The 26533-nt window shown below is 62.6% G+C and carries 19 protein-coding genes; 1 reads left to right on the top strand and 18 read right to left on the bottom strand.

The features are described from left to right. Nucleotides 1-20: 20 nt before the first annotated feature. From ACZ5B4_RS09030 to ACZ5B4_RS09075, 10 genes are all read right to left on the bottom strand, one after another. Nucleotides 21-983: a hypothetical protein gene (locus ACZ5B4_RS09030; protein WP_464910897.1), complete on the bottom strand. Its 963-nt coding sequence runs from the start codon at nucleotides 981-983 to the stop codon at nucleotides 21-23. Between the two features lie 295 nt (nucleotides 984-1278). Continuing rightward, the gene (locus ACZ5B4_RS09035; RefSeq protein WP_464910898.1) at nucleotides 1279-2121 is read right to left on the bottom strand and encodes an NAD(+)/NADH kinase; all 843 of its coding nucleotides are present in this window, start codon (nucleotides 2119-2121) and stop codon (nucleotides 1279-1281) included. Between the two features lie 105 nt (nucleotides 2122-2226). Beyond that, nucleotides 2227-4149 (bottom strand): 1-deoxy-D-xylulose-5-phosphate synthase, encoded by a 1923-nt coding sequence (gene dxs, locus ACZ5B4_RS09040; protein ID WP_464910899.1) that lies wholly within the window; start codon nucleotides 4147-4149, stop codon nucleotides 2227-2229. Further along, nucleotides 4149-5105: a polyprenyl synthetase family protein gene (locus tag ACZ5B4_RS09045; protein ID WP_464910900.1), complete on the bottom strand. Its 957-nt coding sequence runs from the start codon at nucleotides 5103-5105 to the stop codon at nucleotides 4149-4151. The genes dxs and ACZ5B4_RS09045 overlap by 1 nt, the downstream gene beginning before the upstream one ends. A gap of 27 nt (nucleotides 5106-5132) precedes the next feature. Then, entirely contained in the window at nucleotides 5133-5498 is a 366-nt protein-coding gene (locus tag ACZ5B4_RS09050; protein ID WP_464910901.1) for an exodeoxyribonuclease VII small subunit, read from the bottom strand. Between the two features lie 53 nt (nucleotides 5499-5551). Continuing rightward, entirely contained in the window at nucleotides 5552-7102 is a 1551-nt protein-coding gene (gene guaA, locus ACZ5B4_RS09055) for a glutamine-hydrolyzing GMP synthase (RefSeq protein WP_464910902.1), read from the bottom strand. Between the two features lie 163 nt (nucleotides 7103-7265). Further along, the gene (gene eno / locus ACZ5B4_RS09060) at nucleotides 7266-8549 is read right to left on the bottom strand and encodes a phosphopyruvate hydratase (RefSeq protein WP_464910903.1); all 1284 of its coding nucleotides are present in this window, start codon (nucleotides 8547-8549) and stop codon (nucleotides 7266-7268) included. 400 nt (nucleotides 8550-8949) lie between these two features. Next, nucleotides 8950-10338, bottom strand: coding sequence for a Gfo/Idh/MocA family oxidoreductase (locus ACZ5B4_RS09065; RefSeq protein WP_464910904.1), 1389 nt, complete (start codon nucleotides 10336-10338; stop codon nucleotides 8950-8952). Nucleotides 10339-10629: 291 nt separating this feature from the next. After that, nucleotides 10630-11004, bottom strand: coding sequence for an STAS domain-containing protein (locus tag ACZ5B4_RS09070; protein WP_464910905.1), 375 nt, complete (start codon nucleotides 11002-11004; stop codon nucleotides 10630-10632). Between the two features lie 260 nt (nucleotides 11005-11264). Then, on the bottom strand, nucleotides 11265-12257 hold the full coding sequence (locus ACZ5B4_RS09075) for a PIG-L deacetylase family protein (protein ID WP_464910906.1): 993 nt from the start codon (nucleotides 12255-12257) through the stop codon (nucleotides 11265-11267). Nucleotides 12258-12564: 307 nt separating this feature from the next. Here ACZ5B4_RS09075 and ACZ5B4_RS09080 point away from each other — a divergent pair, with 307 nt between their 5' ends. After that, nucleotides 12565-13677, top strand: a complete 1113-nt coding sequence (locus ACZ5B4_RS09080; protein ID WP_464910907.1) for a glycosyl hydrolase family 28-related protein — start codon at nucleotides 12565-12567, stop codon at nucleotides 13675-13677. A 54-nt stretch (nucleotides 13678-13731) separates the two neighbouring features. Here ACZ5B4_RS09080 and argS read toward each other — a convergent pair whose 3' ends face one another. The 8 genes from argS to cls form a co-directional block, all read right to left on the bottom strand. Then, a complete protein-coding gene (gene argS / locus ACZ5B4_RS09085) occupies nucleotides 13732-15714 on the bottom strand; it encodes an arginine--tRNA ligase (protein ID WP_464910908.1) in 1983 nt (660 codons plus the stop codon). An 11-nt stretch (nucleotides 15715-15725) separates the two neighbouring features. After that, nucleotides 15726-16136, bottom strand: coding sequence for a ribosome silencing factor (rsfS, locus tag ACZ5B4_RS09090; RefSeq protein ID WP_464910909.1), 411 nt, complete (start codon nucleotides 16134-16136; stop codon nucleotides 15726-15728). A 149-nt stretch (nucleotides 16137-16285) separates the two neighbouring features. Further along, entirely contained in the window at nucleotides 16286-17416 is a 1131-nt protein-coding gene (gene dprA, locus ACZ5B4_RS09095) for a DNA-processing protein DprA (RefSeq protein ID WP_464910910.1), read from the bottom strand. A 143-nt stretch (nucleotides 17417-17559) separates the two neighbouring features. Then, nucleotides 17560-18138 carry an NAD(P)H-dependent oxidoreductase gene (locus ACZ5B4_RS09100; protein WP_464910911.1) on the bottom strand — a complete coding sequence of 193 codons (579 nt, stop codon included), beginning with the start codon at nucleotides 18136-18138 and terminating at the stop codon, nucleotides 17560-17562. A 97-nt stretch (nucleotides 18139-18235) separates the two neighbouring features. Then, complete coding sequence (locus ACZ5B4_RS09105; RefSeq protein WP_464910912.1) at nucleotides 18236-18754, bottom strand: acyl-CoA thioesterase; 519 nt, start codon at nucleotides 18752-18754, stop codon at nucleotides 18236-18238. Between the two features lie 94 nt (nucleotides 18755-18848). Further along, nucleotides 18849-21044, bottom strand: a complete 2196-nt coding sequence (gene glgP, locus ACZ5B4_RS09110; RefSeq protein ID WP_464910913.1) for an alpha-glucan family phosphorylase — start codon at nucleotides 21042-21044, stop codon at nucleotides 18849-18851. Between the two features lie 461 nt (nucleotides 21045-21505). Beyond that, the gene (locus ACZ5B4_RS09115) at nucleotides 21506-24658 is read right to left on the bottom strand and encodes a flagellin N-terminal helical domain-containing protein (RefSeq protein WP_464910914.1); all 3153 of its coding nucleotides are present in this window, start codon (nucleotides 24656-24658) and stop codon (nucleotides 21506-21508) included. Between the two features lie 366 nt (nucleotides 24659-25024). Beyond that, nucleotides 25025-26530 (bottom strand): cardiolipin synthase, encoded by a 1506-nt coding sequence (gene cls / locus ACZ5B4_RS09120; RefSeq protein WP_464910915.1) that lies wholly within the window; start codon nucleotides 26528-26530, stop codon nucleotides 25025-25027. Nucleotides 26531-26533: the final 3 nt, after the last annotated feature.

Consider the following 26533-nt stretch of genomic DNA (forward strand, 5'->3'; position numbering starts at 1 on the left):
GGCGACGACGCGGAGGCGGATTACTTCCGTTGCGATGCGGCTCCGGGACGGGCGGCGGCGACGGGACCGGGCACGAATTCCTCCTCGAATCGCGTGGCGTAGTGCAGACGGCTGGTCTCGCCCTGAAAACCCACCACGGACCGCTCCAGGTCCATCTCCTGGGATACGATCCGCCCCGCTTCGATGTCGAAGCGGACCGTGCCCTCATTGATCCGTTGGATCAATTGCACCTCGACCAGAGGGTCGTCGATCGGCGTGAGCACGACGGTCTTCAACCCGATCTCCGCCACACCGGACTTGACCGATTGCAGGGTGAATTTCTGTTGAACCTTGATCCGTTTGATGGTCCCCGACCGTAGCGGCACTTCCACCTCATACGGGAAAGACCAGGATTCACCGACGGCGACGGGTTCTTCGGGAAGAGGGACGGTCAGCAATCCCGGCGTCTGGAAGGCCTCCGTCTCCAACTGCTCGCGCTGCCGGACCCGACCCAGCGTGTCAAGGGTGATTCGGGCAAGAGGTTTTCCGATGGTTTTGGCGACGCCTTCGAATCCGGCCGGCGGCGGATCGGAGGAGGTGCTATCGAACCGTACTTCGCTGCGCCCGCTCAATCGCTGCGTCATGCGGACGTCCCGTACCGATTGCTCGAAGACGCACGATCCGTCCGGGAGCACCTCTTGAATGCGCCAGATCTTCGTGGAGATGCTGTTGGTTTCCGCCGCCTGCTCGACGTCGGCGACGGTCGTCCGCACGTTGGCCCGATGCGTCACCCGCCACTGCAACTGTTCGCCCGGGTTAAACCGGTATCGCAGCAAATGCCGCGGAGCGGTCGCTTCCTCCGCCTTCAAAACGCGGATTCCGCCCTCGGCCGCAAACACGAAGATCGTCACTGCCAGGACGCCGATCATCGCTCCCCGATTCGGCTTCGAGATGAGCGGGACGGCCCATCCGCTTTTTCTTTCCCAGCCGTCTTGATGCAGCATCGGAATCATCTCCTTTCGATTCCCGTAGTCGGCGAGAATGCCTTCGGCTAGCATCGCCCGACGGTCGCCGGCAGCGCCGGCCGGCTCCGCACGGCGGAAACACGGAGGACCTCCCAGGAGAGCCGCCGCGCAGCCCGTGAGAGTCGTCCATCCGGCGTCTTGGGCTAACCGAAACGATGCGGCGTCAACTCACCGCTATTGGGGTTATAGGAAGAATCGGCGGATGAGCAAAGACCATTTACCCCCACATTCGGCCCGGTTGCAATGAGGCGTCGTCGGGGGGGGCAAGGTACCGTTACTCCTGCCACTTGGAGCGAATCCGACCGCCCCAACCGAGTTTTTCGCGGAGCGTTCGGTAGTAACTGTGTCCCGGCGGCCGCACCAAACGGAAGCGAGGCTCCGCCCGGGATACCCGGACGCGATCACCGGGTAGAACCGTCTCCGTGACCCTGCCGTCCACCACAAGCGTCGTATGCTCTTGCGGCCGTCGCACCGAGAACTCGTAAACGCGGTCCACCGAATCCACCACCGGACGGTTCGACAACGTGTGCGGGCTGATGGGACAAATCAAGATGGCGTCGAGATCCTTGCGCAAGATCGGCCCGCCCGCGGACAGGGAATGCGCCGTGGAGCCGACGGGCGTGGCGACAATCAACCCGTCGGCGCTGTACACGGTCGCCGCTTCCCCGTCCACGAAAAACTCGACGTCCAGAATGCTGAACGGCGGCCCATTGAGAATGGCGGCTTCATTCAACACCAACTCTTGGACCACAGGCTCCCCGTTTCGGATCAGACAGCAGTCCAACATCAAGTGCTCGACGACGGGCAGCGGTCCCTTTTCAGCCAGGGCCAAGACCGGCTCCAATTCGTCGGGCGAGACGTCCGCCAAAAATCCCAGTTTCCCGAGATTGACGGCTATGACCGGCAACTGGCGCCGCCCCATCTGGCGCGCCGCCCGAAGGATCGAACCGTCACCGCCCAAGACGATCACGTAGTCGGCGGGCAAGTCCGAAAGATCGACTTCTCCGCCGAAGTCGACCGCGGAGATGCGGGCATAGTGCTCGATCACCGGCAACAGGCGTTCGGCTTGAACCCTCACGTCTTCGCGCCCTCCAAACCCCAGCACGATTACGTTCATGAAAGGGTTCCTTTAGCCGCGGAGGTGACGAATCGCCGAGACCTGACTGCCTTAACCCGGTGCCGAACACCCGTGCCGCCCGTGTTGTCGCCGACCTCGGCAACTTCAAAGAATCGCTTCCGTCCGCGGAACGGGACCGGCTAGGCCGCGTTCGGCGGCCATCTGCGAACCCAGATCCGCGATAGCGCGGGGGGTCAGTCCCAGTGCTTCCAACTGCTCGGCCCGTTCGGCATGCTCGATGTAGCGATCGGGTATACCCAGCCGGCGGATATGCGACGTCTCCAATCCGGCGTCATTGACGGCCTCCAAAACCGCGCTGCCGAAACCGCCTTGTAGTACGCCCTCTTCGACTGTGATCACCACCGGGAATTTTCGCACGGCATCCAGAATCAATTCCCGATCCAGCGGTTTGACGAACCGAACATTGACCAAGCCAAACTCCCAGCCCTCGCTCGCCAGCAGCTCGACGGCCTGGACGCAAGCACCCAAAAGCGCCCCGCAGGAAAGGATGACGCCGTGCCGGCCGGCGCGAACCCACTCGCCTTTTCCGTGCCGCACCGGGTTCACCGGTCGCGGCACGCGTTCAGCCTTGGCCTTGGGGTAGCGAATGGCGGCCGGACCGTCATGCTGCAACGCGAACTTCAGCATCGGCAGCATCTCGGTCGCGTCTCCCGGCGCCATCACGGTGAGGTTGGGAAACGGACGGAGGTAGGCGATATCGAACACGCCGTGATGGGTGGGACCGTCGGCACCGACGACGCCCGCCCGATCCAACATGAACACGATGGGCAAGTTTTGCAGCGACGCCTCTTGGAAAATTTGGTCGTATGCCCGTTGCAGAAACGTGCTGTAGATATCCACGATCGGGCGCAAACCGGCTTTGGCCATCCCGCAGGCCAACCCGACCGCGTGAGACTCGCAAATGCCGACGTCGAAGAAGCGGTCGGGAAAGCGGTCCCGTACCGGTTCCAGCATATTGCCTTGACACATCGCCGCCGTGATGACCACCACGCGTCGATCGGACTCCATGGCGGTTAAGACGGCGTCGCGCGCCGCCTCCGTATAGGATACGGACGACCCGTTACGAAACTGCACCTCGCTGCCGTTGATGCGTTCGAAGGGGGCCGGAGCGTGAAACGTCCGCGGATCCTTTTCCGCCGGCGGGAAACCGTGCCCTTTTTCCGTGATGACATGCAGGAGGACCGGCCCGGGGTATTGTTGGACCATGCGGAGATATTTTTGCAGGGCGGCCAGATTATGCCCATCCACGGGCCCTACATAGCGGAATCCCAACTCTTCGAACAGCATGCCCCCCAACATCCCGGCTTTCACCGCGTCGCGGAGTTGGTCGAAAAGCTTCTCCATGGAATCCCCGACCAGGGGAACCTTGCCCAGCAAACGATAGAGTTCCTGCTTGAAACCCGCGTACAACGGCATCATCCGCAGCCGGTCGAGATACTCGGCGACGCCGCCGACTCTCTGACAAATGGACATCTTGTTATCGTTCAAGACGACGGTCAGGGGTTTCTTCAACCAACCGGCGTGGTTCATAGCCTCGAAAACGATGCCGGAGGGAAACGCGCCGTCGCCGATCACCGCCACCACGTGCCGCTTTTCGTCCGGCCGCAAGAGATCGTCGCCGCACTTCAGCCCCACCCCCGTGGAAATACTGCATCCAGCGTGGCCGGTCACGAACAAATCGTAAGGGCTTTCGGCGGGATTGGGATAGCCCATCAACCCGCCCTTGGTCCGAATCGTGTGGAATAGCGGATACCGGCCGGTGACCATCTTGTGCGGATAGATTTGATGGCCGGTGTCCCAAATCAGGCGATCACGTTCGAAATCGAAGACCGTGTGGAGGGCCAGCGTCAGTTCGATGACACCCAAATTGGAGGCGAAATGGGCCGAGCGCGTTCCCAATAGGCGGCACATCGCCTCGCGCATTTCCGCCGCCAACTGCTGCAATTGGGCGACCGACAGCTCTTTCAAATCCGCAGGCGACTTGATGCGAGAGAGCAAGGAATCCATCAACGCTTCCGCTCCGCGATAAAACGAGCCAGGGCCGTGAGATGGCGAGCATCGGCGCCGAGACCTTCCACGGCTCGACAGGCCTGGTCGACCGCGGCCGCCGCGCGGCGACGACTTTCGTCGATACCCAGCAGCCCCGGAAAAGTCAGCTTGCTTCGGTCCTGATCCTTGCCGAGCCGCTTCCCCACAACATCTTCCTCACCTTCTACGTCGAGAAGGTCATCCGTGATCTGGAACGCCAGGCCCAGGCACCGACCGTACTCGGCCACGGCGCGGCGCCGCCGGTCGTCGGCCCCGGCGAGGACCGCGCCCAGCACCAGCGAGACCTCAATCAGAGCGCCGGTCTTTCGCCGATGAATATGTTCCAGCAACTCCGGCGAATGCCCCCCCTTTTCGGCCAGGATATCATCCACCTGTCCGCCGACCAGCCGGCACGGACCGGCGGCCTCCGCCAACAAGGCACAACACTCCCCCGCCTTCTCCTTAGGAGAAGTATGCTTGGCGAGCACCTCAAAGGCAAGTGTCAAAAGCGCATCACCCGCCAAAATCGCCGTGGCCTCATCGAATTGACGATGGCAGCTCGGTCGTCCCCGCCGCAGGTCGTCATCGTCCATCGCGGGAAGGTCGTCATGGATCAGCGAATACGCATGGATCATCTCGACGGCACATGCTGCGGGAAGAGCGTCCGAGATGCGTCCCCCGCACGCCTCGGCGGCGAGCAGCACCAATAGTGGACGCAACCGCTTGCCCTCGCCCAAGAGGCTGTAGCGCATGGCCTCACGGAGCCGAGACGGACAATCCTCCGGCAATCGCGTGAAGCCGTCCAGCGCGGAATCGACCGACCGCCTCAATGCGTCCAGGTGGAGTTGTGTATCTTCCCAACAGACGGTGCCGGCCATGATTCCGTCGCTCCCCGGTTCCTCATCCCCGGCAGCCTCGATTCGCTTCCGCTGCATCGAGACCGTACCTTGAAGATCGTCTCCTCAGCCCGGTCCGGGCCCCTGCTCATTTCCCGAGTTTGTCCAGGTTCGTGCGTCGCGCCGTTTGCTCCGCGACTCGCGTTTTTCCTCCAACGAGGCGTCCTCCTCGCGATACGCTTGCAAGATCGGTTGGCCCTCGGCGTCGCTGCCCGTCACGATCTGAATCCGCTGCTCCGCATCCATCAGGAGCCGGTGGCAGACTCGGACCAGGCGAACGCCTTTTTCATACTCGGCCAAGGACTCCTCCAACCCCAATTCCCCGCTCTCCAGGCGGAGAACGATTCTCTCCAGATCCGCCAAAGCCTCCTCGAACGACGGCCGCCGCTCTTCGGAAGGACTCTCACCGGTCTCCGCATGATCTGGTGCCACTGCCGGATCCTCCCTGCCCTGGAACCGCCCCCGACGCCGCCGACCGGCCGCAATCATTCCCACTCGATGGTTGCCGGCGGCTTAGAACTGATATCGTACACCACGCGATTCACTCCGGAAACCTCGTTGATGATGCGGGTGGCGATTCGGGCGAGCAAATCATACGGCAAGCGGGACCAATCGGCCGTCATGAAATCCTCGGTATCCACCGCCCGGATTGCCACGACATCCTCGTAGGTCCGCGCGTCGCCCATCACGCCCACCGATTGCACGGGCAAAAGCACGGCGAAGGCCTGGGCGGTCTTGCGGTACCAGCCCGCCTTGCGAATCTCCTCCAACGCAACGGCATCCGCGCGGCGAAGAATCTCCAATCGCTCCTTCGTGACCTCCCCCACGCACCGCACGGCCAAGCCCGGTCCGGGAAACGGGTGCCTCCAAACGATGTCCTCCGGCAACCCGAGCTGCAAGCCCAATTGCCGGACTTCGTCCTTGAACAGGTCTCGCAGCGGTTCGATCAGCTCGAAGCTCATGTTTTCCGGCAGACCGCCCACATTGTGGTGCAACTTGATCGTCGCCGCCGGACCGTCTCGCAAGCCGCCGCTCTCGATCACGTCGGGGTACAGCGTGCCCTGCGCCAAGAACCTGGCATTCGGAATTTCGGCCGCCGCTTCACTGAAACAATCCACGAACACGCGGCCGATGATGCGGCGCTTTTCCTGGGGATTGACGACCCCTCGCAGGGCTTCCAGAAACCGCTCTTCGGCACGCACGACGTGCAAATCGGTGCGAAAATGTTCCGTGAATTCCCGGATGACGCTTTCCACTTCTCCCTGGCGGAGTAAGCCGTTGTCCACCAGGATGCACGCCGCTCGGTCCCCAATCGCACGGGATAAGAGCGCAGCCACGACCGAGGAATCGACGCCGCCCGACAACCCGCAGATGACTCGGTCCTCCCCTACCCTCTCGCGAATCTCGGCCGTCACCTGTTCGGCGAAATCCTCCAAACGCCAGTTGCCGCGGCAACCGCAAATATCACGGACGAAATTGCGCAGGATTTGCCCGCCCACGGGCGTGTGCGTCACTTCGGGGTGAAATTGCAACCCGTAGAGCGGCCGCTTTCGGTGACGGACGGCGGCGAGCGGGCAGCTCGCCGTGGCGGCCAACGGCACGAAATCCGCCGGAATTGCGGTGACCTGATCGCCGTGGCTCATCCACACCTGGAACTCCTCCGGCAGGCCGCGCAGCAAGTCGTTTTCCTCAAGCACGCGGCATTGCGCGCGACCGTATTCCCGGCTGCGTCCGCTTTCGACCCGCCCCCCCAAAGCCTGGCACACCAACTGCATTCCGTAACAGATTCCCAGGATCGGTATCGGCAATTGAAACAGGTCGGGATCGCAGCGGGGACTGTCTTCCCCCTGAACACTGGCCGGACCGCCCGAGAACACCAAACCGCGAGGCGCGATTTCGCGAACCCTTTCGGCCGAGATGTCGTGCCGCACGATCAGGGCATACACATTCTGCTCGCGAATCCGCCGCGCGATGAGTTGGGCGTATTGCGAGCCGAAATCCAAAACGAGAATCTTCTCTTCGGTCAGGTCGGTCATCGAGAAAAACGGCTCCGCATCGCCTCAAATGGTCCCGCTTCCCAGCACCGCATCGAAAGGAAAAAGGGCGAACCCGCCGAGGGGACCGCCCTTGATGTTCCGGAATCATGAAACCTCGACTTGGGACGCTCACGTGGAATCTCGCGTCCGCGAGGCCCTCGCTTCACCGTTTCGGGAACAGCGTTCCGCCGTAGATCGCCGTATCGCCCAGCATCTCCTCGATCCGCAGAAGTTGGTTGTACTTCGCGATGCGATCGGTACGCGAGGCGGAGCCGGTCTTGATCTGACCGGTCCCCAAAGCCACGGCCAGGTCGGCGATGGTGGTGTCCTCGGTCTCACCGCTGCGGTGACTGATCACGCAGGTGTACCCGGCCCGGCGCGCCATGTCGATGCACTCGAGGGTCTCGGTCAAGGAACCGATCTGATTGACTTTGATCAGGATGCTGTTGGCGACGCCCAACTCGATGCCTTTGGCCAGTCGCTTCGTATTGGTGACGAACAAATCGTCGCCCACGATTTGCACCTTGCCTCCCAACTGCTTGGTCATCAAGGCCCAGCCGTCCCAATCGTCCTGGTCGCACCCGTCTTCGATGGAGCAGATCGAGTATTTCTCGATCCAAGAGTCCAGCATTTCCACGACGGCGGCGGCGGAGTACTCTTTTCCACCCAACTTGTACACGCCCTGTTTGCCCTCCACGGCCAATTCGCTGGCGGCCACGTCCAAAGCGATGAAGACCTGCTTGCCCAGCTCGTAACCGGCGCGATCGACCGCCTCCTGAATGCACTTCAAGGCGTCTTCATTGCTCTTCAAATCGGGAGCGAAACCGCCTTCATCGCCCACGTTGGTGGAGAGATTGCGATCCTTCAACACCTTGCGCAGGTTGTGGAACACCTCGCAGCCGCACCGGATCGCATCGGCGAAGCTGGTAAAACCCAACGGCATGATCATGAACTCTTGGATGTCCACGTCGTTGTCGGCATGGGCTCCGCCGTTGATGATGTTCATCATCGGGGCCGGCAAGACGCGCGCCCCGACGCCCCCCAGGTAACGGAATAACGGCAAGCCGCAATAATCGGCGGCCGCGTGTGCCGTCGCCAACGACACACCCAGGATGGCGTTCGCGCCGAGCTTGCTCTTGTTGTCCGTACCGTCCAATTCCAGCATCCGCCTGTCCACGCCGACTTGGTCCAAGGCATCCATGCCGCAGATTTCGTCGGCCAGCTCTTCGTTGACGTTCGCCACTGCCTTCTCGACGCTCTTGCCGAGGTACTTGGCCGGGTCCTTATCGCGAAGCTCCAAGGCCTCGTGCGTCCCGGTACTGGCCCCGCTGGGCACCGCCGCTCGCCCCGACGATCCGCCCTCCAGCACCACGTCCACTTCCACGGTCGGATTGCCGCGGCTATCCAAGATCTGCCTAGCACGAATGTCAGCAATGGTGGAACTCATGGGTCATCCTTTCTCAAGCCCTTCGGAAGCGGAGTCGCACATTCTACACGGTGAACGCCGGATCTCTTGGACCGGATTTCTCCTAAGTTCTTTCCCACAACGGGAAAAAAACAGTCCTCCGCGACGATTGATCATTACCCCCGGTAAACTCGCCGTACTCGCATCGGCAACGCCCTTATTATGTCATCTCCCACACCGGTCGAACAGGGTGCACCCCCCTTTAGATGCAACCCATGACCGCTACGGGACAGCCGGATCGACCAGGCAGCATCGACGCTCCCATCGCCGCGCCGAAAACGAAAAAGCGAGCGTCGTGCCCGCCGGGCAGGACGCTCGCCGGATGTCGGTCGCCCGTGCGCTTTCACGCGTACTGCGCACAGCGCCGAGGGCCTAATTAAGATCAATACTCGCGGGAGGTGGTGATCCCCGGCATGGGGACGGGATACTTGCCGTCCGGGCCGGGCTGCAACGGAGCGGGAGAATCCTCGGTGAGCTGATCCAACCCCGGCGCCATCTCATGATCGCTGTTCAGGATGTCCTCGTAAGTCACCTCTTGCCCGGTATGGGCGGCCATGCGGCCCATGGAGGTCACCAAGCTGGCCCGGACGCCCCGCTCCACTTCGTTGTGCGGCTGATCTTTCAGAATCGCCGCGATCAGGGCGTTCCACTCGTTTTGATAGGGATTCTGTTCCTCGGGAGCGACCCGGGATTCCCAGACCTGCTGCGAGCGGTCCGGCAATTGACCCTTGAAAATGGCCGAGGGCATGCCGCAATCCCCGTTTCGCGACGCTATCGCCGAACCTTTCGATCCGTGGAGATAGCTGGAATAGACGTCCTGGCAACCCGTCATGCAGCGACCGTCGAAGGACATCTTGCTGCCGTCCGGATAGGTGTACTCGATCGCATAGACGTCGAAGTTCTGATCGACGTAGGGCACCCCTTCCGGACCGATGCGGTAGTGCCGTCCGCCCAGGCCCTGAGCCTTGATCGGCCAATCATTCTTAAGCCACGACAAATGGTCGATGATGTGGATGTAGAAATCGCTGTAGCAGCCGCCGCCGGCCCAAAGGAAGCTATGGAACCGCTGCACTTGGTATCTCAATTCGCTGATGCCCTCCGGCTTGGGCAACGAGGCGAAGAAGCCGATGGGCCCGTGCATCCGGTAGCCGCGTTGATGGATGATCTCGCCGATCTCGCCATCGTGCACGCGCTTCGCCAGCTCTTGCAGGGCACGGCTGTGACGCGACATCAAGCCGACGCCGACCTTCAGATTCTTCTCCACGGAGCGCTTGGCCAACTCGAACATCCGCCGGCTGGTCGGCCCATCCACCGTCACCGGCTTTTCCATAAAGACGTTCAAACCCTTCTCGATGGCGTAGGTGAAATGGACCCAACGGAAGGCGGGCGGGGTCGCCAAAATGACCACATCTCCCGGGCGCAAGCAATCCATCGCCTTGCGATAGGCGTCGAAACCGAGGAACTTCCGCTCCTCCGGCACCTCCATCTGCGAGGCGAATCGTTGATGGAGGCTTTCGTAACAACCGGTGAGTCGATTGGGGAATACGTCGGCCATGGCCACTAACTTGATGGGCACGTCCTTTACGGACATGGCATTCTCCGCCGCCCCGCCGCCGCGCCCGCCGCATCCCACAAGCGCGATCCGAATCGTGTTATCCTCGGCGGCGTGAACGCCCGAGAACGCGGCGCCGGCCAACGTCGAGGCCACCGCGACGCGACCGGTGGTCTTCAAGAAACTACGGCGAGATGCCCCGGAAAGAGGCTGACTCATGGGGAAACCTCCGACAGATGGAACGTGAGAGCGGTAACAACGACGGTGGGCGCCGCACCCAACGCGGTTTACGCGGCGCACGCCCTATTTTGACACGCCCCGTGAGGATGTCAACATGCCGCTCTCATGCCGGCAGAGGTCCTACCGCCGACAAACGCGAGCTTGGCCGGGGTGGTTGCATGCACGGCGGCTTGCGCTAACCCACCCGCCCGGCTCGCACCTCCGCGAGACCCAACCGAACGATCTTCGTAGGGTGCTTCGTAGGGGCGCGGAAGGCCCCGGCATGCCGCCTCAGCGCGGCTTCGGGGCAAAGCTCCCCATGACCGCCTCTTCAAGATCGTGGAAGGCCGGCAAAACCGTGCTCAAACCCAATCGTTCGAGCAGATCTCGATCCTTATCGGCCAAAGCGCAGAGCCGCAGCAATCCGCCGCTAGCGTCCACGAATCGATGCACCGCCAGAAGCTCGTTGATCAGAAACGCGCTCAAACTCTCCAGCCGATCCAGTTCCAAAACCACACGATCGGCGAGGCATCGGTCGATCAACTCGCACAAATCCTTGGCCAGCGGCGTGCGATCCGCGTGGCGATCGGGCGGGATGCATTGGATCACCAGCCAACCTTCGCCCCGCCGTACCTCGAAGTCCCAACCCGTCCGTACGGTCTTCATGGCATCCTCCCGGCCGAAAAAAAGAGAAACAGAGGCCTACGCTCAAGCGAAGATGCTGATCGGAGGAGATGGTCCAAGGGTTATTGTAGCCCTCGGCCGAGCCGGGCCAATCACCCGAAAGGGTTGAGCGCACGCCGCGTCGGTGCTATCGACACAATACCGCCGCGGATGCATGCAGTGACGGCACCGGAATGCCACAGAGTCGAATTCCTGGGAGCCGGTCTGCGGTGGGAGTGATGCCTCGTCCGCCCGTGTTCTTCTCACGACCCGGCCGGAAAGAACGGAAACAGCTTGCGGATTTCGTCCCGCGAAGGTTGCCGCCCGTACTCGCACACCTCGAAGGCTTCGGCATACTGCACTCGGGAGCCCGCCTCACGGCCGTAGAGTTCGATCAACTTGTCGCGGAACCTCTCGGCGGTGGCCGCAAAACGTCGACGAAAGTTCTCCCGGACGCGCTGCCTGGCCGCCTCGTATTCCTCGGGCGTCTTGGGAGCCGTTTCGGCCGACCCCAACGCCCCGCCCTCCACGAACTGCGATTCGATGGCGACGAGGGCGTCGAGCTTCTTTTCGATCACCGCGTCGATGGCAACCACCACGTCGCCGCGGAAGGGATTGGGGGTCTGAAAGCGATCCTCGGAGAAAAGATAGACGGGGTTGCTCTTCAACGGCGGAACATCCGGACAGAAGAACGGCACCGCGACCATGTAGGCGGAATCCTGCATCAGCACTCCCGTGTAACGGTGATCCGGGTGATAATCGTTGGGCCGATGCCCGATGACAATGTCGGCACCCCAGAGGCGAATCAGCCGCGTCATGGTGCGACGGTTCTCCAAGGTCGGCATCAATTCTCCGTCGTGGATGTCGAGGACTTCCGTGGTGATCCCCAGGATTTCGGCGGCCCGTTGCACTTCGCCGATTCTTCGCTGAGCCAACGGGCCGCCCGCCATACCCCAATGCCCGATGTCTCCGTTGGTCATGGAGACGAACTTGACGGCATGGCCCTGCTCCGCCCATAGAGCGGCCGTGCCGCCGGCGCGAATCTCGCAATCGTCCGGGTGCGCGCCGAAGACGATCACGCGGATGGGGCGCGGTTCTTCAGCCGCCGCCCGCGGCGAGCCCCAGAACGTCTCCAACACGAACGCGCATAACACCAAGATCCCGCCCCCCACGCTCAACAGTTTGGTGCGACGGAAGCCATGAACGCCGATCCGCCCACAACTCGGCGACGCTCGACGGATGCGCAAACTCTTCATGCAACGGTTCCCCCCAATGGACCCAACGTAACAAAGAACCCTCTCTCGATGCCGAAACTCAACCGGCCGTCGACAACGGTACAATCTATCCGCCGACACGATCCGCGGCAAACGTTTTCCCGTCTGGGAGAGGATGCCACGTTCCGCGGGGTCGTGCCGCAAGGACACCGGTTGCGGTAGGGCGTGCTTCCGACCGACGGACCGCTCCGACGGTTCCTGGTGATTGCGATTGATTGCCGCGGTGCTTACCATGACGTGCCGAACGGGACCGAACCATATTACGCTGCTTGGATGGGAGCGATGCCCGATGCAAAGGCAGATCCGTAACGCACGGAAAGGCCGGCGAGTTCTTTTGTTGGCGGCATTGGTGGGCGGCATTTCGATGGCGGCCGCTCACTTGCCGGCGGGTCGGCATCTTGCATGCGCGTACGAGGCCGCCGACACTGTCAACGTGAAAGCCGCGCCGTACGGGGCAGTGGGAGACGGCATCACGGACGACACGCTTGCCATCCAGCGGGCTATCGACGATCACGCCGCGGTATTCCTTCCCAAAGGCACCTACGCGGTCTCCAAGACGATCCGTCTCCGCCCCGAGACGCGATTGATCGGGACCCATCGCTGTTTCACGTGGTTGCAACCGATGGCCGCGCCGGGCGGTGATTTTACCGATCCGCAAAACCCTCGTCCCGTGGTGGAAACGGCCGATGACTCCGAAGCCGTGACCGCCTTGGCTTTTCTCGGCATCCGATCCTTGGCGGATTCGCAGGCGGCGTATTGCCTTCATTGGCAAGCCGGGAGACGATCGATCTTCCGCGACGTGAACATCGAATTCGCCTTTCGCGCCCGGCCGCAAGGGCTGACGGTGCCGGAAGACGAGGCCGAACTCTCGCGGCTCTTCCGCCATCCCTTGGTCTTGGTGGACGGCAACGGCGGAGGGCGATGGTACGACTTCCACCAGGAGAGTTCCTCGGGGCACGGGCCGGAGTATCGGCACATCTTGATCCAAGGCACGCGGCAACCCCTGCATATGTATCAGTGCAATCCCGAGCACGCACGCAGCCGGGCGAATCTGGAAATCCGCGACGCCGAAAACGTCTTTCTCTACGGCGTCAAGGGCGAGTATTACCGCCCCATCGTGCAAATCACGGGCAGCCGCCGCGTGGGGATTTTCGGTTACGGAGGGAACGCCGCCGCTCCGCCCGGCGGAGCGCTCTTCATCGTCGAAAACTCGACCGATTTCGTCCTGGTCAATCTCGTCGATTCACCGCGATTTCCCGGCGGACGACCGGATACCTACTTCGCGGGCGACGGCGTCGATCCGGAGCTTTGGCACATGCTCATCGAGCGGACGGCGGCAGGCCGAGAAATCCGAACCGCGCCCTTGGAACGCCCGATCCTCTACAAACGCGGAGCCTGGTAATCGAGCCGCCGCTGCCGGGGTTTTCGCGGAGAGACGGCGGCAACGCGGACCGGCCTACATCCGATCCACGGTTTCGATCCCCAAGAGTTGCAAACCGCGGCGGATGACGCGGCCCGTCACGTCGCACAACAGCAAACGACCGGCGCGGACCTCCGGCGACGAGGCCTGGAGCACGGGGCACTCCTGATAGAACGTGGAAAAGCGGTTGGATAGATCGAACAGATACGCGGTAAGTTGGTGCGGTCGATAATCCTCCAAGACCAAGTCCAGGGCCTCGGGAAAGCGGAGGATCTCCAAAATCAGCGCCCGTTCCGCCGGATGCGTCGATCGGATATCCGCCCCGCTCGCACGCAAGGCCGCGACGTCGACGCCCCCTTTGGCGAAAATATTTTGAATGCGGGCGTAGGCGTACTGCATGTACGTACCCGTGTTCCCCGTCATGGCCAACATCTTGTCGTAGCTAAAGACGTAATCGCTACTGCGATTTTGGGACAGATCGGCGTACTTCAAGGCGCCGATGCCCACGACTTCGGCCACGCGACGGCGTTCCTCGGGCGACAGCTCGGGGCCCTGCGGTTTGGCGTCGTCATTGGCGGCGACGATCGCCGCCGCCCGACGCACGGCCTCATCCAACAGCGACTCCAACCCGACGGTATCACCGGCCCGTGTGCGGAAGGGCCTGCCGTCCTCCCCCAGCACCGTGCCGAAGCTGACGTGCTCCAGCGTCACGTCACGGTAGCCCAGCATCCTCGCCGCGGCGAAAAGCTGCCTGAAGTGCAGGCTTTGGCGATGATCGACCACGTACAGCACGGCGTCGGGGTGCCAGTTCTCCATCCGCCATCGCAGCGTCGCCAAGTCGGTGGAGGCGTAGAGAAACGCCCCGTCCTGTTTGCGAATGATCATCGGGGCGGGCAGATCGTCGAAGAAGATGCAGACCGCCCCGTCGCTGATTCGGGCGATTCCCCGCCGCAATAGCTCCTCGGTCAAACCGGGCAATTGATCGTGGTAGAAACTCTCTCCCAGCGTGTGGTCGAAGCGAATGCCCAAGCGTTGATAGATGCGCTCCATTTCGTCGCGGCTGTGCGGCAAGAATTCCCGCCACAGCCGGAGATTCTCCTCGTCGCCGGCGTGCAGTTTCGCCGTTTCGGCCAACACGGCCTTGCCGATATCCGGGTGCGCGGCGGCCCAAGCGGACCACTGGGGATCCCGCTCCACCTCCTCCACCAAGGCCTTGGCGGCCTGCCAATCCCGCTCGGCATCGGTCAGCGCGACCTCGGCTCGGCGCAGTTCCTTCTCCACTTTTGCCCGAGCCTTTTCATCGGCGGCGATTTGTTCGCGCAGCTCTTGCACGGCGGCACGGCGCCGTTCCACCTCCGCCTCGCGCTCGGGCAGCGCCGCCTTGCTCTCTTGGTAGTCCATCAACCGCCGGACCACGCGGTAGATCCGGGCCAACTCGGCCACGGGATTGCTGCGGTAGCCTTGCGGGTCGAGAAAGTGCCGGTAGCCGTAAAGGATCATCCCGAATTGCGTGCCCCAATCACCGATGTGATTGTCGCTGATCACCCGGTGTCCGACGAATTCCAGCGTCCGATAGAGCGCGTCCCCGATGACCGTGGAGCGAATGTGACCCACGTGCATCGGCTTGGCGACGTTAGGAGCCGAGTAGTCGAGAACGAACGTCCGCGGCGTTTCCACCGCCGGAACGCCCAACCGCTCGTCGTGGATCAGCGCATTCACGCGGCGGATCAGATAGTCGTCGTTCAAACGGAGATTGATGAAGCCCGGCCCCGCCAATTCCGGCGGCTCCGCCAGATCGGCCACGTCCAGCCGCGCCACGATTTCGGCGGCCAGCTCACGCGGCTTTTTTCCCAGCCGCTTGGCCAGCGGCATGGCCAAATCGGCTTGGTAGTCGCCGAATCGTTCATTCTGACTGCGATGGATGAGGGCCAGGCACTCCGCCGTGGAATCGACCAGACCGCTCAGCACCGCATGAAAACGCGCACGCAGTTCGCCCAGAACACTCTTGCCTCCGGACACGCCGCACTCCTTCAGGGCATTTGGGGGGATGATGACGGGGAGAAGTCCACGCGTCGGGCGCCGGCCCAAAGGTCCTCCAACGCGTAATACGCCCGCAATTCCGGGTCGAATAAATGCACCACGACGTCGCCGTAATCCAAGAGAATCCAGCGGCTGTCGCCCACCCCTTCCAAGCCGATGCGTCGGGCGCCCTCCCGTTTGGTCAGAACATCGTCGATGTTTTCGCTCATGGCGTGGAGTTGGCGGCGACTGGAACCGGTAACGATCACGAAGTAATCGAAGAAGCCGGTTTGCTCCCGCATGTCGAGGATGACGATATCCCGGCCCTTCAGCTCCGCCGCCGTTTCCGCGGCCGCCAAGGCCCGCCGCAGCGATGCCCCGGCGGCGTCGCCCTCGTGAGATACCCTTTCCGCAAAACTCACCCGGCCGAACTCCTTCTTCGACGAAAACGTGCCATGAACCGCCGAGCTTGCGCACGCCTCGCGCCCGCCGGCATTGCGAAACTCCGCCTCGATTCTTTCATTCTAACCAAGGCCGAAATCGTGGAACACGCGGGGCGAAACCGTCTCGGCTAGAACCGCTGCACCATGGTGCCGCCCACGCGACGTACCAAGCGCCGCATTTCCAGGACGCTCAAGGTGGCCAAGACCTGGGAGGCGGACAAAGCGGTGGCATCGATCAAGCGATCGATGGGCACCGGATCGTCATCCAAGACCTGGAGGATCTGCCGCTCGATGGGATTGAGCGTCAGTTCCACCGGCTTTCGCACGACGGCATCGCCGGCCTTGACCGGCCGAACCAACGGCCCTAAATGCTCCAAGACGTCCTCCGGCGATTCCACCAGCGCCGCCCCGTCGCGGAGGAGGCGATGGCATCCCCGGGCCTGCAATTGGTCCGCGCGCCCCGGCACGGCAAAGACCTCCCGGTTCTGCTCCATCGCATGCCGAGCGGTGATCAAAGCTCCGCTTTTTTCCCCGGCTTCGACGACAATCGTCCCCAGACTCATCCCGCTGATGATACGGTTCCGTTGTGGAAACCGGCCTCCATGGGGTGCCGCGCGGGGCGGGAACTCGCTCACCAAGGCCCCTTGTTGGAGGATATCTTCCGCCAGGTTGGCATGTTCCGGAGGATAGACGTTGTCCACGCCGCTGCCGAGCACCGCCAAGGTCCGCCCCCCGACAGCCAAGGCCCCCCGATGCGCGGCGGCGTCGATGCCCCGTGCCAGGCCGCTGACCACGGTCAGCCCCGCTCGTGCCAAACCGCCCCCCAATCGTTCCGCCATCGTCAAGCCGTAGTGCGAGGCATGGCGCGTACCCACGACGGCGATCGCCAACTCGTCTTCCGGCTTGAGTTCACCGCGAACGAACAGCAGCGGCGGCGGATCGGGGATTTCCCGCAGCAAGCGCGGATACCGCGGGTGTTCCTCCCAGAGGACGTCGATCCCGAGGCGCGAGCACTCGTCCAGGACGGCGGAAGCCTCCTCGACGGCCGGCGGCTGCCGAAGACCGCGAATCAGGCGCGGCCCTACGCCGGGCACTCCCGCCAAGTCTTCCCCGGATGCCTGGAACACACCCTCCGGTGTACCAAACCGCGCTACGAGAAGGTGATACGTCCGCGAACCGACGCCCGGCACCAGCGCCAAACGCACCACCGCCAGCAGCCGCCGCCGGTAAGCATCGTCTGGAATAAACGCCGGTTCCATCGCATGCGTCCCGTCTTCCGCCGGCTCTTTCGGTCTCACCTCGCCGACCGGCCGCCTCCCCAGCGATCAAGTCCGAGGCCGCGACCGATCTCAAACGCCCATTCGACGCACGGCCGGGCGACTTCGGAAACGGCCGCGGGCCCTCACGCCGGGAACATCTCGCGGACCAACCTTTCCACCTCTTTCAGCCATTCCGCTCGCTGCTCCGGGCTGCTCATCACAATCGACTCGAAGTTGCGGCGGCGGAAATCGTGCAAGCCGCAAAAACCGAAGATGCAGTTCTTCCAAAGGTTTTCCAAGGGATCGCCGTACAACCGCAACTCGTCTTCGCGAGGCGTGTTCGAGGTCGTTATCACCAAGGCCCGCTTACCCTTCAGATAACCGATCACTCCCTCGGCCGAGATATCGTAGGCCACGCCTTGACGAAACACGCGGTCCACCCATCCCTTCAAGACGGCCGGCGGCTGCCCCCACCAGTTGGGATGGACGATCACATAACCGTCCGCCGACGCCAGTTCCTCGCAGTGGCGGCGGATTTCCGGAGGTACCTCGGCGTTCTTCGGAATCTGCTCGTGCGGAAGAATGGGATCGAATCGTTCGGCATACAGATCGTGATAGACCGTCCGATGACCGGCCTGCTGAAGAACCGCCAACGCCGTTTGCGCGATCGCGTCGCAAAAACTGCCTTGGCGCTGATGTCCCAAAATCACCAATACGTTCATGAGTATCCCTCCCGTTTCCTTATCGCCGGCATCGGCAACCGTCGGCCGCGGGGCGGGGCATGCGGGCGGCTTACCTCCTCCGCGGGCAAGAACGGCCTCATGGTAACCGATCCCGCGATGCCGCAACGGCAGTCGTGCTCGCCTCGCCCCCCTCGCCCGAACTCCGGCGGTTTCGGTCCATCACCGGCGAGTAAGGCGCCACTTCCTCTCCCGCGGCGACAAACGCGTCGATCACCTCTTGGGGAATGCGGCAGGGTTTGCCCGTGGCGTAGGCCACGTAGGCCCAATGCGTTTCCGCGCGTGCCAAGAGCAGTGCGTCCGCGGCACGGTAAATGCGGTACCGGCGCACGGAAGTCACCTTCTTGAAGCTCGCCACCCAGGTTTGCACGACGACCTCGTCACCCAACCGCGCCGGCTCCAGATACTCGATGTAATGCGACCGCACGACCCAACCGCTACCCAGGGCCAAGTGCCGCCGACCGGGCCAACCCTGGGTGTCGGAGTGGGCCACGGCGGCGTCCTGAAGCCAGCGCACGTAAACCACGTTGTTCGCGTGGCCCAGCAGGTCGATTTCGTCGGCCCGCACTCGGTGTCGATACAAGAAGACGTCCGGCATGCGTTCTCGAATTCCCCATCGCGACCTGGCAACCGCCGCCCCATACCGGCGGCACCCTTGCCGGATTACACGAACGGTCACGCAAGACCCGCCCTCAACCCATCTCGGCGCTGACGCCGCCGGCGGCAGGCAGGTATGCTAGTCTTACGTAATCCGCGACCATTCGGTGCGCGCTGAATCGCCATGCCAAGGAACTGATGGAGTTCATCATGCGGCGGAGCCACTGCTGCGGCAGGCCGTTCTCATCCACGTCATAGAACATGGGGATGACCAAGTTCTCGAGCACTTCGTAGAGGCTTTGGGCGTCCCGGCCGTCGGTCACGTTCGGATCGGAATGGCTGGTTCCGGAGCCGATCGCGAAACCGTTCGCCCCGTCGTAGGCCTCCGCCCACCAGCCGTCCAGGACCGACATGTGCAGCGCCCCGTTGAGAACCGCCTTTTGCCCGCTCGTCCCGGACGCCTCCAAGGGCCGGCGGGGATTGTTCAGCCACACGTCCACGCCCTGCACCATGTGCCGACACACGTTGATGTCGTAGTCCTCGATGAACACGATCCGGTGGGCGAAGCGAGGATCCTTCCGCAAATTCGCGATCCTCTGGATCAACTCCTTGCCGGGAACGTCGCGAGGGTGCGCCTTGCCCGCGAAAATGAACTGGACGGGCCGGTGAGGATCGTTCAATAGGCGGTTCAACCGCTCCTCGTCGCTCAGCAGCAACGTCGCTCTCTTGTACGTCGCGAAACGCCTTCCGAACCCGATCGTCAAGACCGTGGGATCGAGCACGCTCCGCGCCATTTCGATGACTTCGTCCGGTTCCTCGCGCCGGCGGCACTGGCGACTGATGCGGCGGCGGACGAACGAAATGAGCTGCGTCTTCAACGTCAGGTGCGTTTCCCATAATTCGCCCGGATCCACCCGGAAAATGCCCTGCCAGACCTCCGGTTCCCCCATGCGTTGATACCAGTCGGGCGAGAAGTAGCGGTCGTAAAGCAGCTTCATCTGCCAGGCCAACCAACTGGGAATATGCACGCCGTTGGTGATGTGCCCGATCGGTACCTCGTCCTCGATCCGCCAACTGTAGAGCCGCGACCACATATTGCGTGTGACGCGACCGTGCAGCGCGCTGACGGCGTTGGCCTTGTGCGAGCACTTCAGGGCCAGCACGGTCATGCAAAACGTCTCGCCGCCGTCGTTGGGGTTGACGCGTCCCAAACCCATGAGTTGATCGTGCGAGATGCCCAGGGCGTCGCGGAGCGGTCCCAAGTGCTCTTCGATCAAACCGCCGTCGAAACGATCGTGTCCCGCCGGCACCGGCGTGTGGGTGGTAAACACGGTGCTGTGAGCGGTTTCGCGAAAGGCATCGTGGAAGCTCAAACCGTCGTCCATCATCCTTTCGCGCATCACCTCCAATACGGCGAACGCGCTATGCCCTTCGTTGAGGTGATATACGCCCGGTTTGATTCCCACGGCCCGCAGCGCGCGCACGCCGCCCACTCCCGCCACCAATTCCTGCCGGATCCGCGTGCGATTGTCGCCTCCGTATAACCGGCTGGTAAGATCGCGATCCTCAGGACTGTTGCCGTCCACGTCGGTATCCAGCAGATAAACGCTGACCCGACCGACACGCATCAACCAGACCTTGGCCCTCAAGACGCCCGTGCGGGTCTCGATCTGCACGACGATGGGGCTCCCCTCCTCGTCCGTGGCCAGCTCCAGGGGGAGTTTCTCCACACGGACGTCGATATACTCCTCCTCCTGCAAGCCTTCGTGATTGAGATGCTGCTTGAAATATCCCTGATCGTAGAACAACCCCACGGCCACCAGGGGTACGCCCAAGTCGCTGGCGCTCTTGCAATGGTCGCCGGAGAGTACCCCGAGCCCGCCCGAGTAGATCGGTACCGACTCGTGAATGCCGTATTCCAGAGAGAAATAGGCGACCGGCTTCGATCCCAATACGCCCGCGTTCGTCCTCGCCCAAAGCGGCCGCTCACTGAGGTACTCCTTGAGCCGCCGATACGCCTGGTTGATGCGGCTGTGCAGCGAAAGCTCGGAAATGCGGATTTCCAAGCGTTCCGGCGTGATTTCGGACAGCAGCGCAACGGGGTTGTGATCCAATTGCCGCCAACGGATCGGATCCAATTCCCGAAACAGATTGATCACGTCCGGCTGCCAGGTCCACCAGAGATTCTTCGCCAAAGTCAGGCATTTCTGGTACATCGTGTCGGCGGAAAGGGAAGTCGAGATGCCTTGCATCCCGGTCTTCGACGCCAACGTATCCATGGGACCCATCATTCCGTATGCTCCTGTCTTTTTGCCGCTTGCCAGGAAACCAAGCAGGGAGAACTGATTCCGGAATTCTTACCGCGATCATCGCTCGCGTGTGCGGGCGAGAATCCATCATATCAAAGCGGCACTCCCCATGCGTGGGGAGTGCGCCGCGATTAAAGCATCTCCGAATTGTACGAAAAAGCGGGCCGAAGCTCTATACGGGAAGAAATGAAAAGAGCCGCACCTTGCCGACCAACCAATCCGGACGTCGGCCCCCAGAGGTCGGGCAAGCGTAGCGCCTTCCAATAGCAATATACCGAGCTTTGGACACGGATCGAAGGGCCGAGCGCCGCGCAGTCATGCGGACTTCAAGGCTCAAACCCGAACGGGAAGGGAGCGTCTCGGCGCTCGTAGGGCGGGTCCGCGATCCGCGCCGTCGCTCAATCGGCCGGCGGACGAAAGAAGCGGTTCGGCCGGAAGCGACATTATTGTCGCAACAAGGCGAGGACGGCTTGCGGATTCTGATTCGCGATGGACAGTACCGACACACCCGACTGAACTAGGATTTGGGCCCGAGTCAAAGCCGCGCTTTCCGCCGCAAAATCGGCGTCGCGGATGGCGCTTTCCGCCGCGGTCAGGTTTTCCAAGGCGTCGTTCAAGGAGTTGATGTTGGTCTCGACCGTGGTGCGTTGGAAGGCCCCCAGCCGCCCTCGGAGCGTGGTAATTTGGGCGATCACCTCGTCGACCACCGCCGCCGCGCCATTGACGTCGCCCGTCAAGGATTTGGGACCGCCGGATCGTAATTCGAACAGCCGCCCCGCTACACCGCCCAATTTCGCGGTGTTGACACTCTGAATCCCCAGCCGTGCCTGCTGGTTGGATACGACGTCCGGCCCTAGTTGGAACTGAGCACCGCCGCCCACGATGCGGAAACTTGTCGTCGTCCCGTCCGCAAGGGTCTCGAAGATCGAGAATGTAAGGTCCAAAGCAGCCGTATTGATGGAAGCCTGCAAGCCTTTGCCCACGGCCCGGATACCATTTACCAGAACATCCACGTCGGTTCCGGCATTACGCGTCGACACCCGATCGTCTTGATCGGTAACGGTAAAACTCGTGCCGTTGAGCGCTCGCACCGAAACAAACGCGTCGGACCCGTACTCATTCGCCTTGAAAACCAGTCCGGTCGTGGCGGCATCGCTATTGCCCAACAGGGCGGCGCCCCATTCGCTGCCGACATCCACGACGCCGCCGGAGAGTTCGGCGTAGTCGGAAATGGTCACGGCAGCCGCACCGGTACCGCCGGTACCCACCGCCGCCGTGAACAGGGCCGAGGCCGTGCTATTGTTGTTGATGGCCGTGATCACCTGGTTGGCCGTGCTCACGCCCGACTGGATGCCCACCGTCAGGGTCTTCGTGGCGGCGTCCCAGGTCACCGTCTCGGATCCGGCCGTGGCGGTATCCTCGAAGACCAGCCGCACGCCGTTGTAATCGGCCCCGGGCTGCACCGCGGTCAGTTTGATCCGGGCGTTGCGGCCGTTCACGGCGTAGGTCGTGCCGGAGGCCTGGGCGTCTTGGAGCTGGGTCCCCGCCGTGGCGAAGGCCAGATCGCTCGTGGTCGGCGCCAACAGACCGGAGCCGTCGCTCCCCTCGGCGTTGCTCACGCTGATCCCCAAGGGGGCCAGGGCGGTCGCATTGGCCGGATTGTTGAAGTAATCGATCAGGTCCTGGGCCGTGGTCGTGACCACGCCGTCGGCGGTGGTCGCCAGGTGGATCAGGATCGTCCCTTCGCTGACCACGCCGCCCGACGTCGTGGCCAAGGTGCCGGTCATCGAGGTGTGGATGTTACCCGTACCGTGGCTCGTGCCGAAGTGCGTGGCGCGGAAGAACTTGCCCGCGTAGCTGTCGTTGTTGAGCAGGTTCACCACCTGCGCCGCCGTCACGCCGCCCGTGATGTCCACGTTGAACGTCAGGGTCTTGCCTTCCGCATCCCAGACCACGGTGTTGTCCGTGCTGTCGTTGAAGACGATGTTGACGTCGTCGTATTCCTTGCCCTTGAACCGCGAGGTGATCTGGAAGGTGCTGTTGGCGTTGACGCCCTGCACCAGGGCCGAGGCGAAGCCGGTGACCTGCGGATCGGTGGCCAGATCGACGCTCAAGGCCTCGCCCGGCGTGGAGACGAAGCGGATGTTGCGGGAGCCTTCCGGCCCGAGGAACTGGAGCCGGTTGTTGGCCTCGGCGGTGCCGTAGTAGGCGTATTCCTGGAACTCGCCGACCGTGCCGTAACCGTTGTTGCCGGAGGCCAGCGAGGCCGTGACCACGGCGGCGGCGGCCGAGCTGTTGATGGCCGCGACCACGTCGTTGGCGGTGGCGATGACGTCGCCGCCGGTGACGCCCCCCGCGGTGGCGAAGCCGGCCCAGGCCCCGTCGGCGGCGGCCAGCGTGCCGGAGCCGTCGGACTCGCCCACGTGCGCGGCCGTGAAGAGGGCCGAAATCGTGGCGTCGCTATTGATGGCGTTGACGAGGTTGGCGGCCGTGGTCACGCCGTCGTTGATGCCGATGTTCAAGACCTTGGTCGTGTGATTGTAGCTGAGCGTGATCGGGCCGCCGGTGTCGGTGACGTTGAGCGTGACGCCGTTGAACTCCTCACCCTTGATGTCGGCGGTGAGGCTGATGGCGTTGTTGGTGCCGGTCGGATTGACCTCGCCCGAAGCCGCCGCCCATTGCCGCGTGCCGAGTTGCACCTCGAGCAGGGCGGGTTGCGTTCCCGTGGCGGCCGTGTACGTGGCGGTCGTAGTCGCGGAAGAACCCTTCACGTACTTCACGCGGATGTCGCCGGCCGCCTGGCCCGCCTGGTTGGCCGTGATCACCACATCGTTGTCCAGGCCGAAGCTGGACGTGGTCAGCGCGCCTTGAGTCGCCTCTTGTTGAACCTCGGCCACCACGCCGGTCGCGTCGGCCACCAGGTTGATGGCTCGGGCCATGTCCTCGACCTTGCTACCGGCCGCGAAACTGAAGGCCTCGAATCCCTGCTTTCCGCCGATCTCCAAGACTACGTTGCTCGCAACGGCGCCGAAACCGTACTTCAATTGCGCGCGGGTCGCCTGCCGCACGATCGTGACGTTGACTCCGATTTCGTTGTTGGAGCCGAAATTGGCCTGATCGATTTGCAGGTCCTTGAGAACGGTAGGGTCCAACCCTTCGGTTACGAAGTCGAGACTCCCATCCAGCAACCGCCGCCCCTGGAATTGCGTCACCTGGGCGATGCGATCGATGGCCTCCAAGGAGGAATCGATTTGCAATTGGTTGGCCTGAATCTGCTCTGCGGACATCGCCCCCTTGTTCGCGGCCTCGGAGACCAGCCCGCGGATGTCGTTCAGCAAGGAGCTGACCTGCCCCAAGGCGCTATCCGCCGTGGCGATCATCTGGTTCGCCCGTTGGCTGTTCGTGATGGCCTTTTGGATGCTGGTAATGTCGCTGCGCAGGGCTTCGCTGGCGATCAAACCGGCGGGATCGTCCTTGCCGGTGTTGATTCGCAAGCCGGTGCTCAGTCGCGTCAGGGCTTCCTGCAATTGGGCCTGCGATCTCGCCAACGTTTTTTGAGCAGTAAGGGAGCTGACGTTCGTGTTAATCCGAGTCATGGTAGAACGATCCTTCCTGCGATGCCCGCACCCTCGCGTCGATCGCCGTGAACATTACCGACGAACCAGACCGACTTTCCCTAAACGGAGAGGGTTGACGCGCGAATCCCGCTGCGACCTCCCGAGCACCTCAATCGCGCCGCAATTGGTGTTCACGATCGTGCCGCAGTCAATCCGCCATCGCCCTGAGCAAGCGCCGATACCTGAACACGATCGCTGCTTACGGTTTTATCGAAAAGAACCAAAGGTAAGATTGAGCACAATCATCCGGGTTTGCCGACATTCCGGATCCGTCGTCACAGGTAGCTTTAACATAGGAAACCTAGGGAAACTGCGCCCGCAAAACAACCTTGCGGGCACCGATCGCTACAGGAGAGGACTGAGTAGTTTCGCCAGGTTGATCCATAGGCGGCGCGGCCAAACACGATCGGGGAGCGAATTTTCCCGCAAGCGCTGCGACAGCAAGAGATACCGCTCTTGCAGGCGGACCAATTCTTCCACGGCGGCCGGAGAGTAAAGGAGGAGGTTCAGCTCGAAGTTGAGCAGAAAGGACCGAATGTCGTAGTTGGCCGACCCGAAAATCGCGAGCCGGCCGTCGATGGTGGTGGTTTTGGCGTGCAACAACCCCGGCAGGAAGTAATGAACGTTCACCCCCTCGCGAGCCAGCTTGGAATAGTAGAAGGCCGAGGCTGCATCCACCACGGGATGATCGCTCTGCTTGGGGATGACCACATCCACCCGCACGCCGCGGTACGCCGCCAGCCGCAATGCCATCATCAAGGGTTCGTCCGGAATGAAGTACGGCGTGGTCAGAATCACCCGTTCCCGAGCCAAAAACACGGCCTTCACGAAAATGTCTTGAAACAATTCCCCCGGCATGTCGGGACCGCTGGGTAGCACCTGGAGCACGGAATCGCCGGCCGCTTCCGCGGGCGGAAAATAGCGAGGCAGGTCCAACCACTCGCCCGTCTCGTGAAACCAATCTTCCAAAAACAACAGTTGCAAGTGATGGACGGCCGGACCGACGACTCGGGCTGTAATGTCGTGCCAGCGTCCCGCCTTCTTGTGGCCGTAGGACGGTTCCACGATGTTTTGCGAACCGGTGTACGCCGTACGACCGTCGATTACCGCCAGTTTTCGGTGGTTCCGCAGGTCCAATCGGGCAAAGGGAACGCGATACAATCGGACGGGCAAGGCGGGCACCAATTGCACCCCGTGTCCCCGCAGCTCGGCCCCCAGCCTGCGGAACATCCGCCGCGAGCCGACGGCATCGACCAAGACCCGGCAAGTCACGCCGCGTTTCGCCGCCCGGATCAAGGCGTCCCCCACTCGGCGTCCCAGGTAATCATCCCGGAAGATGAAGAAAAGAAGGTGCACGTGATCCCTCGCCGCGTCGATTTCCGCCGCGAGGCGATCCACCATCAATTCGGCATCGCACAAGAACGCCACCTGATTCCCCGACGAGACCGGCCAACCCGTAAACCGTTCCACCAGCGACACCATCGGCTGGAAGTCGTCGGGAATGAGCGGATTCTCGGGCGGCACATCTTGAGGGCGGTAACCCTCCGTGCCGTCGTCCTCGTCCGCAACGTGGACTTCGGTGCTTCGCCCCACTGTCCGCGGCACCGCCCGCTGATTACCTCGCAGATCGGCAAAGCGGCTCCGCCGCTGCTTCCAGCGCTTGCGTCCCAGCCGGTTTTCCCCAATCAGCAAGTAAGCGGCCAGCCCCGGCCAAGGGACAAAGAAAATCAGAGCCAACCAGGCCAAACAGGTGCTAGGGCGAGGCTTGCGAAGAACGATCACGGGCAGCATGATCAACCGGATCAGCCACTCACTGGCAACCCAAAAGATCGTCCAGCCGCCCCAATCCATGCG

It is taken from the genome of Thermogutta hypogea (genome assembly GCF_055386265.1).